Here is a 13,371-nt window from a genome sequence, read left to right as displayed (position 1 = left end):
CATGAAAATATCTAAGATTTGTTGTATTGGCGCAGGATATGTAGGGGGACCTACTATGGCGGTAATAGCGCAAAAATGCCCTCATATTCAAGTTACAGTTGTTGATTTAAATGAAGCCAGAATAGCAGCCTGGAATGATAGTGATTTGTCTAAATTACCGGTTTACGAACCGGGGTTAGCAGATGTGGTAGCTGAGGCAAGAGGGAGAAATTTGTTCTTTTCAACAGAAGTAGATAAAGCCATCGATGAAGCTGAAATGATTTTTATATCGGTAAATACGCCAACAAAAACCTATGGAATCGGTAAAGGGATGGCGGCTGATTTGAAATATATCGAATTGTGTGCCCGTCAAATAGCACGTGTAGCAAGAGATAATAAAATTGTAGTTGAAAAATCTACGTTGCCGGTAAGAACGGCAAGTGCTATAAAAAGTATTTTAGATCATACCGGAAACGGAGTGCAATTTCAAATTTTGTCAAACCCTGAGTTCTTAGCGGAAGGAACAGCTATAGATGACCTGTTTGCTCCGGACAGAGTTTTGATCGGAGGGGAAGATTCGGCTGAAGGTCAAAAAGCAGTAAATGCTTTAGCAGATGTTTACGCGAATTGGGTTCCGAAAGATAAAATTCTGACAACCAATGTATGGTCTTCTGAGCTTTCAAAACTAACGGCTAATGCTTTCTTGGCACAGCGTGTGTCTTCGATCAATTCCATTAGTGAATTATGTGAAAAAACAGGAGCTAATGTAAATGAAGTAGGTAAGGCAATAGGATTAGATTCCAGAATTGGTCCTAAATTTTTAAAAGCATCTGTCGGTTTCGGAGGTTCATGTTTTCAGAAAGACATCCTAAATCTGGTTTATATCGCTAAAAGCTATGGTTTGAACGAAGTGGCTGATTATTGGGAACAAGTGATTATCATGAACGATCACCAGAAAAGAAGGTTCGCAAAAAATATTATTACTACTTTATACAATACGGTTTCAGGCAAAAAAATCACATTTTTAGGTTGGGCCTTCAAAAAGGATACAAATGACACACGTGAGTCAGCTGCAATCTATGTAGCAGATTACCTTTTGAACGAACAAGCAAATATTGCTGTTTTTGATCCGAAGGTAGAAGAACAACAAATTCTGACAGATCTGGATTATTTAGATACACGCAGTTCTGAAGAAAATAAAAGTGGAGTTGATGTAACAGCTGATCCATATCAGGCATGTAAAGATTCTCATGCTGTAGCAGTATTAACAGAATGGGATGAATTTAAAACATACGATTGGCAAAAGATATATGACAATATGCTAAAACCGGCATTTGTTTTTGATGGTAGAAATATTCTGAATAAAGAAGAATTACAAAAAATAGGTTTTATTTATAAAGCTATCGGTTCATAAAAAATAAAAAAAATGAGTACTAAAATAGCTATAATAGGCTTGGGATATGTTGGCTTACCTTTAGCAAGACTTTTTGCAACCAAATATCCGGTTGTTGGTTTTGATATCAATCAAAACAGGATCAAAGAATTGCGACAAGGGAAAGATACAACTTTAGAGGTTGAAGATGATGAACTGCAAGCCGTCTTGAAAGGGAAGAATGACAATGCTAACGGATTGTATTGTTCGGATCAGTTGGACGATATTAAAGATTGTAATTATTATATTATAACAGTACCTACTCCGGTAGATAAGCACAACAGACCTGATTTGACTCCGCTTTATAAAGCTAGTGAAACAGTAGGAAAAGTGTTGAAAGCCAATGATGTTGTGATTTATGAATCAACTGTTTATCCGGGAGTTACAGAGGAAGAATGTATTCCTGTATTGGAAAAAATATCAGGTTTAAAGTTCAATAAAGACTTTTTTGCAGGATATTCACCGGAAAGAATAAACCCGGGAGATAAAGAACATACCGTTGAAAAAATATTAAAAGTTACTTCCGGTTCAACGCCGGAAATCGGTCAGAAAGTAAACAATCTTTATAAGAGCGTCATTACAGCCGGAACGCATTTAGCACCGACAATAAAAGTTGCTGAAGCAGCAAAAGTTATCGAAAATTCGCAACGTGATATTAATATTGCTTTTGTGAATGAACTCGCTAAAATTTTTAATCTGTTAGATATCGATACACATGCAGTTTTAGAAGCAGCCGGAACTAAATGGAACTTCCTTCCGTTTAAACCCGGATTAGTAGGAGGGCATTGTATAGGTGTTGATCCTTACTATTTGGCACAAAAAGCGCAGGAGAAAGGATACCATCCCGAAATTATTCTGGCAGGAAGAAGGTTGAATGACAGTATGGGTGAGTATGTAGCATCACAGGTGGTAAAGCATATGATCAAGAAAGGAATTAATGTCAATAATGCTTCGGTATTGTTGTTGGGAATTACTTTTAAAGAAAACTGTCCCGATGTTCGCAATACTAAGATTGTAGATGTAATTCAGGCTTTGGAAGAATACGGAATGAAAGTAACTACTTTTGATCCTTGGGCAGATCCTAAAGAAGTACAGCACGAATATAGCGTTGAAAGTGTAAAAGAGAAACCGGAAGAACAGTTTGATGCTGTCGTATTAGGAGTGGCTCATAAAGAATTCAGACAGATGGATTTACAGCAATTTTGTAAAACGCAATCGGTTATTTATGATGTAAAAGGAGTTTTAAGTGATAACGTTGACGGTAGATTATAATAAATGATGTTGAATAAAAATTTTGAAATAGCGATACAAGCTGCTGTAAAAGCCGGAGAAAAAGTAAACGAGATCTATAATAATTTTGACGGAGAGGTTATTGTAAAAGAGGATGATTCTCCTTTAACTATCGCTGATAAAGAATCAAATGAGATCATAAAAAACTTTTTGACAGCAACGGATATTCCCATTATAAGTGAGGAAATCAAAAATGCAGATTATTCTTTGCGAAAAACTTGGAATACCTGTTGGTTAGTTGATCCGTTAGACGGGACAAAAGAGTTTATAAAAAGGAACGGACAATTTACAGTAAACATTGCATTGATTGAACAAGGACGCCCTGTTTTCGGAGTGATTTATGTGCCCGTTTCAAAAGAACTGTATGTAGGGTTCGTTACTGAAAAAGAAAGCTATTATTACAAGAATGTAAATGCAGTTTTTTCATTGGAAGATTATATGAAAAATGCAGTTCTATTACAACCGGTTTCTCCATTATCTGAAATTAATGTAGTATGCAGCAATTCACATTTGAATGAAGAAACGGAACAATTTATTAAAGAATTAGAGAAAGATTTTACGAAGATAAATAAAGTGAATGCCGGAAGCTCATTAAAATTTTGTCTGGTAGCAAGCGGTAAAGCACATGTTTATCCGCGATTAGCGCCAACGATGGAGTGGGATACAGCGGCCGGACAGGCAATTTGTAATGCAGTAGGAGTTAAGGTCATAAACCAAGAAACAGGTAAAGAACTACAGTATAATAAAGAAAATTTACTCAACCCGAGCTTTGTAGTAGAAAATGAGTAAAGTTTCGCCAATACGACATATTACAAAAGCAATTACATGGCGTATCGTGGGCACATTAGATACTATGCTGCTTTCGTGGTTTATCACTGCTAATCCGTGGGTAGGTTTAAAAGTAGGAGTTGCAGAACTCATTACTAAAATGACCTTGTATTATCTGCACGAACGGATATGGTATAGAGTAGATCTTAGCCGATTAGGACTGAATGAAGATAGTAGAAAAAGACATTTACTGAAAGCAATGTCTTGGAGAATAGTAGGTTCGATAGATACTTTTATATTAGGATGGCTGATCTCAGGAGATCCGTTTATCGGGATAAAGATTAGTATTTTTGAAGTGGTAACAAAAATGATACTGTATTACTTACATGAAAGAGTTTGGTATCGTATAAAATTTGGAATAATAAAAACAGTTGACGATGAGTACTAATATTCATGAACATACTTTTGAAATTAATAAAGCTAAACGACAGGAGCTTTTAAAACAAAAAGCCGTTTTAGTTTGGTTTACCGGATTATCAGGATCCGGAAAGTCAACAGTTGCCGGAATGTTAGAGCGAAAATTGTTTGACTTGAATTTTAAAACCTATCTTTTAGATGGGGATAATGTTAGAGGGGGCTTAAATTCTAATTTGAGTTTTTCTATTGAAGACAGAAAAGAGAATATCAGAAGAGTTGCAGAAGTAGCTCGTCTTTTTTTAGATTCAGGAACGGTTGTTTTAGCCAGTTTTGTATCTCCTTTGGAAGAATACAGAACGCTTGTTAAAGAGATTGTCGGTTCGGAGAACTATGTAGAGGTATTTGTAGATACACCACTTGAGGAATGTGAAAAAAGAGATGTGAAAGGACTGTATGAAAAAGCCAGAAAAGGACTGATAAAAGACTTTACGGGAATTTCGTCTCCTTATGAAAAACCTGTCAATCCTGATATTTGTATAGATACCTCTAAGCTAAGTCTTGAAAATTCTGTAAATTTGATTTTTGAAAAAATAAAAGATAAGATAACACATCATGAGTAAATATTATTTGAATTACTTAGATGAATTAGAAGCTGAAGCAATTTTTATCCTTAGGGAAGTTTGGGCTCAATTTCAAAATCCTGTCATCCTGTTTTCAGGAGGGAAAGATTCAATTGTTGTAACCCATTTGGCTAAGAAAGCTTTTTACCCGTCTAGTATCCCTTTTCCGTTAATGCATATCGATACCGGTCATAATTTTCCGGAAACAATGAAGTTCAGAGACGACTTGATAAAAGAGTTAGGGGTAGGATTGATTGTAGGTTCTGTTCAGGAATCGATCAATCAAGGAAGAGTAGCAGAAGAAAAAGGCAAAAACGCTTCAAGAAATGCGTTGCAAACAACAACACTTCTGGATGCTATAGAAACAAATAAGATAGATTGTGCTATAGGAGGAGGAAGAAGAGATGAAGAAAAAGCAAGAGCAAAAGAACGTTTCTTCTCTCATCGGGATGATTTCGGACAATGGGATCCTAAGAATCAACGTCCGGAACTTTGGAATTTACTCAACGGAAAACATTTTCAAGGAGAGCATTTCAGAGCTTTTCCGATTAGTAATTGGACAGAGTTAGACGTTTGGAATTATATTAAAAGAGAAAATATAGCGATACCTTCTTTGTATTTTGCTCATGAAAGAGAAGTAGTCTGGAGAAATGATGCATGGATTCCGAACTCTGAATTTTTGAAATTAGAAGAGAACGAAAAAATCGAATTCAAAAAAATCCGATTCAGAACACTGGGAGATATTACAATCACCGGTGGTATCGAATCTGATGCTGATACGCTACATAAGATTGTTGAAGAAGTAGCAGCAATGAGATTGACGGAGCGAGGGAACAGAGCAGATGATAAACGTTCTGAATCAGCTATGGAAGATAGAAAAAGACAAGGATACTTTTAAAAAAAGAATATGCAAATAGACAATAATCAGTTATTACGTTTAGCAACCGCAGGTAGTGTTGATGATGGTAAAAGTACACTTATAGGAAGACTATTATACGATTCAAAATCTATTTTTGAAGACCAGATAGCGGCTATAGAAAATACAAGCAAGAAGAAAGGATACGACGGAGTAGATTTAGCGTTGTTTACTGACGGACTTCGAGATGAAAGAGAACAAGGAATTACCATTGATGTTGCCTATCGGTATTTTACGACTCCTAAAAGAAAATTCATTATAGCCGATACTCCGGGACATATTCAATATACCCGAAATATGGTAACAGGAGCATCAACGGCTAACGTAGCAATCATCTTGATTGATGCCAGAAAAGGAGTTATAGAACAAACCAAAAGACATTCCTATATAGCATCACTTTTGCAAATACCGCATGTGATTGTTTGTGTGAATAAAATGGATTTAGTAGAGTATTCAGAAGAAGTATTTAATAATATTGTTTCCGATTATGAAAGTTTCTCTTCAAAATTATTGATCAAAGATGTTCGGTTTATTCCGATAAGTGCTTTGGTTGGAGACAATGTCGTAAACGCTTCAGAACAAATGTCTTGGTTTAAAGGGTCGCCGCTTTTAAATACATTAGAAACCATGCATATCAGTAGTGATAATAATAAAATTGATGCCCGTTTTGCTGTGCAGACCGTTTTACGTCCGCAGAAAGACGAGTTTATTGATTACAGAGGATATGCCGGGAGAATATTAAGCGGAATTTACCGAAAAGGAGATAATGTAACAATTCTTCCTTCAGGTTTTACATCAAAGATAAAAACAATAGATTTTTATGACCAGTCACTGGAGGAGGCATTTGCACCAATGTCTGTTTCTATTACTCTTGAAGACGATATCGATATCAGTAGGGGTGATATGATAGTGAAAACCAACAATTCACCGGAACCTTCACAAGAGTTTGATGCTATGATCTGTTGGCTAAACAATAAACAAGCCCAGCCTCGTGCAAAATATTCAATTTTACATACTTCCAATGAGCAAAAAGCCATGATTAAAGATGTGGTTTATAAAGTGAATATCAATACATATGAAAGAAATGAAGAAGATAAAGACTTTCAGATGAATGATATCGGAAGAGTAAAACTCAGAACAACAAAACCGTTAATGATCGATTCGTATAGAGACAATAGATTAACAGGAAGCTTTATATTAATTGATGAGGGAACAAACGAAACGGTGGCTGCCGGAATGATCATATAAATCATTTCTCGCTTAACATATAATTAAAAAAATCACCGGAACAGAATTGAAGACTTCAGGTAGTTTACTAAGTACAACCATTATTTATACTATTGGGAATCTTGCGACTAAAGGGCTTAGTTTTGTTCTGGTTTTTTTTACGACATTCTATTTAACTCAGGCAGAAGTAGGAGAATTAGATCTGTTCCTAGTAACAGTCAGCTTGCTGACTCCTTTTGTAACCTTTCAGTTAACAGATTCTATCTTACGTTGGCTGATAGAAGATAAATCAGAAGAGAATATCTCCGGAGTCTTAACGGTCTCTACTGCTTTGGTCCTTTTAGGCGTTTTTCTCTTGGCATTGCTCAAAGTGGTAGTTAGTTTCTTTTACCCTGTTCCTTATGCCAATTATATTTTTGCTCTGCTGTTTTTTCAATCTTTTTATTTGTTATTTCAGCAATTTCAGAGAGCTGTTGGCGATAATAAAGGCTATGTGGTTTCCAGTATAGTATACACCTTAGTTTATGTTGTACTATCCGTCTTTTTTTTAGTTGTACTGGACTGGAAATTGGAAGGACTCTTGCTGGCTAATACCATTGCAGCTTTTATATCCTTGCTGTATGTTGTGCTTAAAAATAAAATATTTCAATACTTAAAGAAAGAAAGTTTCAGTTGGTCATTGGCAAAGCAACTATGGCAATTCTCATTGCCTTTAGTTCCTAATAATGTTAGCTGGTGGGCAATTTCTTCGGCAAACCGATACCTGATTTTACTTTTTTTGGGAGCATCTGCAAATGGAATATTCGCCATCGCTTATAAATTACCGACAATAGTTCTGTTGCTGATCAATGTGTTTTATCTTGCCTGGCAGGAAAAAGCGATTGCTATGTATGCCGATAAAGAACGCGATCTGTATTATACTCGCATTCTGGGAAAATATGTTGTGTTCTTGTTTTCCGTTTCCATTGTAATCGTCGGATGCAATAAAGTCTTTCTTACCCATTTTGTAAGCGCAGATTTTTATGATTCCTGGGAATACACAGCTTTATTGCTTGTAGGAATTGTATTCAATGCGCTGGCAGGGTTTTACGGAACAGGTTATTTGAGTGCAAAAAAAACATCAGGAGCCTTAAGCAGTAGTATTGCGGGAGGCTTAGTCGTAATTGCAATATCGTACATGACGATTCCGAAATACGGCTTATATGGAGCCTCTTTTGCAATCACAATAGGCTATTTGATCTTGTTTTTGATGCGTTTGTGGCAAACAAAATCCTATTTTAATATTCAGTTCCCGATAGTTTCCTTTGTTAAAATGCTGTTGGCATTTATATTGATTAGTTTAGCTAATTATTGGGAAATAGAAGGGATCCAATATCTGTTGCCTGTTGTGTCGTTGCTTTTTGTTTGGTGGATCAACCGACAAGATGTAAGTTTGCTATACCAAAAGATCAAAGCTAAACTACCATGAAAAAAATACTCTTTATTCATCCTGATCTAAAAGGAGGCGGAGCAGAAAAAGTCCTGGTAGATTTACTCAATAATCTTTCCAAAGAAAAATACGAAATTACTCTCTTTACCATTTTTGAAGAAGGGGTCAATCGAAAGAATCTTGATCCTGCGGTCAAACAATATAGTAGCTTCAAAAAGGTTTTTAGAGGTTATTCCGTTTTGCAAAAAATAATTTCTCCTCGCTTTTTGGCTCAATGGATAGCTAAAGATAAGTATGATATTGTTGTAGCCTATCTGGAGCATGTACCTACCCGTATAGCTTCTGCATTTCCTGAAGAGACCAAAAAAATAGCCTGGCTGCATACGAATGCAGATGTAAAACTTTTGTCGCAAACATTTAGGAGCTATGCAGAAACGGAAAAAGCATATCAGGCTTTTGATGCTATAGTTTGTGTGTCCGATTTGGCAAAAAAATCTTTGTTGAAGGCTATTCCGACTTTAGACGAAACGAAGGTTCAGGTAATCGAAAACGCTTTGGATGTAAATGCAATTTTGGAAAAAGCTGAGGAAAAACCGAAAATAGAGTTTACGAAAGAAGTTCTCAATTTGGTAACCATCGGCAGATTGGTTGAGGTAAAAGGTTACGATAGATTACTTCGTATTGTTTTGCAGTTAAAAAAGAAAGGTTTTCGCTTTAAACTTCACATTTTAGGCGAAGGCGAATTGGGTGGGAAGTTTCAAAAGTTTATAACAGAAAATGAACTAAAGGAAAATGTAGTTTTGCTCGGCTTTCAGGAAAATCCGTATGCAATCTTACAACAGGCAGATTTGTATATTTGTTCCTCATATAATGAAGGCTACAATACCGCAATTATAGAAGCTTTATTGTTAGAAGTTCCTGTGATTACTACAGATTGTTCCGGAATGACTGCTATTTTAGACGATAGCCGATTCGGAATTATAACTAAAAACAATGAAGAAGCTTTGTTGCAAGCTGTTGAAAAAGTATTACAGTCAAAAGAAGAACTTCAGTACTGGAAGAGCAAAGCGATAGAACGAAAAACGTATTTTATAAAGCAAAATTCCGTTCAGAAAGTAGAAAATCTATTCGATTCGTTAGCATGAATAGTCAGCCAAAAATTTCAGTGATTATGCCGGTTTACAATGTAGAAAGATACATTGAAAAGGCTGTTACCTCTGTTTTAAAACAGACCTTTATTGATTTTGAACTATTACTGATTAATGATGGAACGAAAGATAATAGCGTAGCTCAAACAGAACGTTTTGTAGCGGATACGCGCGTGCAATGGCATCACAAAGAAAATGGCGGTTTATCGGATGCGCGGAATTTTGGCTTACAAAAAGCACAAGGAGAATACATCTATTTTATGGATAGTGACGATTGGATCGAACCTGACCTGCTGGAGGTAGCTTTGCAACATATTCGTCAATATGATGTTTTGGTATTTGGTTACCAATTGGATACTGAAAATGGCAACGGGGAAATGATCCAAACGGAAGAGGTAACAACAGAAGACACTATTTTAGAAAAAGGAAAACAACAAACGGCATTTACCGAAAAACAATTAGGCTTATTAGGTTATGCCTGGAATAAACTATACAAACATCAATTTTTAAAAGACAATCAACTTTTTTTTCCAAAAGGGATTTCATTAGTAGAAGACATATTGTTTAATGCTCAGGTTTTAGCTAAAACCGATGCGATTGTTTTTTGCAACCAAGCCTTGTACCACTATATCAATCGCCCGGTGACAACCTTGATAAAAACCTTTCATGCCAATTCATTTGCCCTTTATTTGCAAAAAGATGAAGCTCTGAATCAATTTTTATCAGTTTGGAATTTTTCTGTAAATGATAAAAAAACGGTTTTGGCGAATAGTTTAATGTTAGGATTGCGTTATTGTGCCAATAATTTATTTGCATTTAAAAATAATTTATCTGAACGAGAAAAATTTAATTACCTGAAAATGATGTTGCATAACAACAGAATGCAGGAATTGATAGTGTATTACCAACCCCAAACAGTCACGGATAAGCTTTATAAAAACATTGTTTTACACAAAAGAGTTGTATTTTTGTTTGCGTTGTGCAAAATGCTAAAATAAATGTCACTTACCCGATACATCCCCTTTTCATATAAAATCAGAACCTTACTGTTTTTACAACAATTTAAATCGTTACACTATTTTAAAGACAGAAAAGAAAATAGTTCGGATAAAAAAATAGTTGTTTTTTTAGCGGCTAATTACAGCAATCTGGGAGATGTGGCTATTACGTATGCGCAAAAAAAATTCATTGCCGAAACATGTCCGGATTATAAAGTAATTCCGATTCCTATCAGCAAAACCTTAGAAGGAATTGTATGGGCAAAATCTATTTTGAATCCTAAGGATAAGATTACTACTGTAGGAGGAGGGAATTTCGGAGATCTGTACGATCAGATCGAAACATTACGCCAGTTGGTTGTAGAGAATTTCCCGGATAATAAAATTATTTCTTTTCCGCAGACTTTTGATTTTTCGCCTTCCGAAAAAGGGAAAAAAGCACTGAAAACAGCTCAAAGATGTTATTCAAAACATCCCAATTTGGCATTTTTTCTCAGGGAGCAAAAGTCATTCGGATGGATGCAAAAAGCATTTCCCGAAGTGAGATCCTTTTTGACACCCGATATTGTTTTAAGTCTGGACCAGTCAGAACCGCAATTAGAACGAAAAGGAGTTACCCTAAGTTTGAGAAAAGATGATGAAAAATTATTGACTAAGGACGACGAAAAACAACTGCTGGATTTTATTTCAAACCGATTTCAACAAGTTGCTTTTTATGACACACATCTAAATAAAGGAGACCTTTCTGAAGCAGCATGTGACGCAGAACTGGAAAAAATATGGACCCAATACAAAACATCAGAATTGGTAATAACAGACAGGCTTCACGGAATGATCTTCAGTTATATTACCAATACGCCTTGTATTGTATTTCTGAATAACAACCATAAAATAGAAGAATCATACAATTGGATAAAAGAGTATGCCCCCATTATTTTGATGCGTGAATTTTCAGTTTCAGCATTTGAAGTAGCAATACAAGATATTTTTAATAAATTTAGTCAGCGAAAATACCATTCGTTAAAAGAACGATTCGAACCACTTAAAGAACAATTAACCTGCTAAATGTTTGACTTTGTTCCGATAGAGAGCTATACAACCATTTATTTTCAAATGCTGCTATTCTTTTTAATGGCAACGTTGCTGCACTCTTTTGTGTTGGCTATTGATGATTATAAAAATATTCGTTTTGTGAATTACTTTGGTCATTTTGCCTTATTATTTGTAGTGTTGTATATCGGATTGCGGCCTATTAGCGGGGTTTTTGTCGATATGACCATGTATGCTTATTCCTTTGAACGTTTTCAGGAAAATAATCCGCTTATTGTAACAGAAGATTATGCGTTCTACTGGTTTATGGATTTTTGTTCTCAGATCATGAATGTAGAAACATTCTTTTTAGTTTGTGCGCTCCTTTATATTGTTCCATTGTATATATTATCTGTAAAATGGTTCGGAAAATATTGGTACTATTCTTTTTTTATTCTGGTTGGATCATTGTCCTTTTGGGCATACGGAACTAATGGTATTCGTAACGGAATGGCAACTTCATTTTTCTTATTTTCTTTGATCTATATAGATAAAAGAGCCATAATGATTCCGTTACTCATACTGTCCTGTTTTTTTCATAAAACAATGGTTTTACCCACAATGGGATTAGCACTGACATATTTTAATAACGATTCTCGAAACTATCTGAAAGGCTGGTTATTGTGTATCCCGATATCATTAATATTTGGGAATTATTTTGTAGAATTTTTTGCAAATATCGGTTTTGACGACCATCGAATTGACCAATATTTTACAGACCAAATTGATGAAGGAATTACACAAACCGGTTTTCGTTGGGATTTTTTACTATATAGTGCCACCGGAGTTTATGCAGGTTGGTATTATTTGTTCAAGAAGAATTTTCAGGATAAGCTCTATCAACGAATGTTTAATATTTATCTGTTTGCCAATGCTTTTTGGGTTTTGGTGATTAGAGCCAACTTTTCAAATCGCTTTGCATATTTGTCCTGGTTTATGTTAGGGATTATTATCATCTATCCATTGTTAAAAGGAGATTTTCTGAAAGAAAAAAATAAATCCATCGGATTTGTCCTTTTAGGATATTACGCTTTTACTTACCTGTTAACCGTAATCTTAGTAAGGTCATGAAAAAGTTAAGTGTTATAATTCCTGTATATAACGTAGAAGCTTATGTAGAAAAGTGCATTCGGTCGGTTAAAGAAAGCGGTTTAGAAGAATCACAATATGAAATTATTGTAGTTGACGACGAAAGTCCGGATAAAAGTGTAGAACGGATACGGAATACTTTTCCGAACGATCCTGCTATTACCATTATTTCACAAAAGAATAAAGGATTGGGAGGAGCACGTAATACAGGCATTAAAGCGTCTCAAGGCAATTATCTGTTATTTTTAGATTCTGATGATGTACTAACCCCGGGTGTTTTACAAGAATTACTTTTGATCGCCGAGAGTCAGGAAACTCAAATTCTGGAGTTCGGAGCAAAAGGAGTAGATATGCAGGGAAAAGAAATATATTCAGTTCAAAGTACTTCTGATGGAAATGTCTTAAGCGGAATTCAGTACTATAATACGACCCGTTATATGAATTCAGCTTGTAACAAGTTGTATAAGAGAACTTTTTTGCTGGAAAATGAATTATTTTTTTTGGAACGTATTTTTATTGAAGATTTTGAATTCAATACAAGAGCTTTTTACAAAGCAGCTAAAGTTTATGCAGTTCCGCAAATAGGAGCCTGTTTTTTACAGACTGAAAATTCCATAACCCGTAATTCAAACAAAGAAAAAAAACAAAAAATGGTTCAGGACATTAAGCAGGTTCTGGACATCACGCATACTTTATATCAAACCGGAAATGGGGAGTTATCAGAAGTGAAAAATTTTTTTGAAGAGCGCTTGAATTTTCTGGTTGCGACACTGTTTTACCATTTAATGAAAAACAAAGAACCGTTTGAAATAGTAAAAGGGATGAAAGAAGAGCTGCAAAATAAAGGAATGTATTATGTAGATCATCCGATTTACCAGAAAAATAAAAACCTGTTCCGGTTATTGATTTTAAAGAATATTTACTTCTATAAAATTTTTAGTTCTTTTTTATAAAATTTATATTCATACA

Annotated in this window: 13 protein-coding genes; all 13 read left to right on the top strand. The window is 35.2% G+C overall.

What is annotated here, in order from left to right; translation table 11 throughout:
- The first annotated feature begins 1 nt into the window (after nt 1).
- Genes DI487_RS03750 through DI487_RS03690 form a run of 13 tightly spaced genes read left to right on the top strand, consistent with a single transcriptional unit; the run spans nt 2 to nt 13,355 of the window.
- On the top strand, nt 2–1,393 hold the full coding sequence (locus DI487_RS03750; RefSeq protein WP_109568475.1) for a UDP-glucose 6-dehydrogenase: 1,392 nt from the start codon (nt 2–4) through the stop codon (nt 1,391–1,393).
- Between the two features lie 12 nt (nt 1,394–1,405).
- The gene (locus DI487_RS03745; RefSeq protein ID WP_109568474.1) at nt 1,406–2,683 is read left to right on the top strand and encodes a nucleotide sugar dehydrogenase; all 1,278 of its coding nucleotides are present in this window, start codon (nt 1,406–1,408) and stop codon (nt 2,681–2,683) included.
- Nucleotides 2,684–2,686: 3 nt separating this feature from the next.
- Entirely contained in the window at nt 2,687–3,490 is an 804-nt protein-coding gene (gene cysQ, locus DI487_RS03740; protein WP_317046262.1) for a 3'(2'),5'-bisphosphate nucleotidase CysQ, read from the top strand.
- Nucleotides 3,483–3,917, top strand: coding sequence for a DUF2061 domain-containing protein (locus DI487_RS03735; RefSeq protein ID WP_109568472.1), 435 nt, complete (start codon nt 3,483–3,485; stop codon nt 3,915–3,917). Before cysQ ends, DI487_RS03735 begins: the two co-directional genes overlap by 8 nt.
- Nucleotides 3,907–4,506, top strand: coding sequence for an adenylyl-sulfate kinase (gene cysC, locus DI487_RS03730; protein WP_109568471.1), 600 nt, complete (start codon nt 3,907–3,909; stop codon nt 4,504–4,506). The genes DI487_RS03735 and cysC overlap by 11 nt, the downstream gene beginning before the upstream one ends.
- Entirely contained in the window at nt 4,499–5,404 is a 906-nt protein-coding gene (gene cysD, locus DI487_RS03725; RefSeq protein ID WP_109568470.1) for a sulfate adenylyltransferase subunit CysD, read from the top strand. Before cysC ends, cysD begins: the two co-directional genes overlap by 8 nt.
- A gap of 9 nt (nt 5,405–5,413) precedes the next feature.
- The gene (locus DI487_RS03720; RefSeq protein ID WP_109568469.1) at nt 5,414–6,670 is read left to right on the top strand and encodes a sulfate adenylyltransferase subunit 1; all 1,257 of its coding nucleotides are present in this window, start codon (nt 5,414–5,416) and stop codon (nt 6,668–6,670) included.
- A gap of 46 nt (nt 6,671–6,716) precedes the next feature.
- A complete protein-coding gene (locus DI487_RS03715) occupies nt 6,717–8,117 on the top strand; it encodes a lipopolysaccharide biosynthesis protein (protein WP_109568468.1) in 1,401 nt (466 codons plus the stop codon).
- Nucleotides 8,114–9,223 (top strand): glycosyltransferase, encoded by a 1,110-nt coding sequence (locus tag DI487_RS03710; protein WP_109568467.1) that lies wholly within the window; start codon nt 8,114–8,116, stop codon nt 9,221–9,223. The genes DI487_RS03715 and DI487_RS03710 overlap by 4 nt, the downstream gene beginning before the upstream one ends.
- Nucleotides 9,220–10,224 (top strand): glycosyltransferase, encoded by a 1,005-nt coding sequence (locus DI487_RS03705; protein WP_109568466.1) that lies wholly within the window; start codon nt 9,220–9,222, stop codon nt 10,222–10,224. Before DI487_RS03710 ends, DI487_RS03705 begins: the two co-directional genes overlap by 4 nt.
- Nucleotides 10,225–11,289, top strand: coding sequence for a polysaccharide pyruvyl transferase family protein (locus tag DI487_RS03700; RefSeq protein ID WP_109568465.1), 1,065 nt, complete (start codon nt 10,225–10,227; stop codon nt 11,287–11,289).
- Nucleotides 11,290–12,384: an EpsG family protein gene (locus DI487_RS03695; protein WP_109568464.1), complete on the top strand. Its 1,095-nt coding sequence runs from the start codon at nt 11,290–11,292 to the stop codon at nt 12,382–12,384.
- Nucleotides 12,381–13,355 carry a glycosyltransferase family 2 protein gene (locus DI487_RS03690; protein WP_109568463.1) on the top strand — a complete coding sequence of 325 codons (975 nt, stop codon included), beginning with the start codon at nt 12,381–12,383 and terminating at the stop codon, nt 13,353–13,355. The genes DI487_RS03695 and DI487_RS03690 overlap by 4 nt, the downstream gene beginning before the upstream one ends.
- Nucleotides 13,356–13,371 lie beyond the last annotated feature (16 nt).

Origin of the sequence: Flavobacterium sediminis (genome assembly GCF_003148385.1) — a bacterium.
Lineage (GTDB): Bacteria > Bacteroidota > Bacteroidia > Flavobacteriales > Flavobacteriaceae > Flavobacterium > Flavobacterium sediminis.
This window is presented reverse-complemented; position numbering and strand designations above follow the sequence as displayed.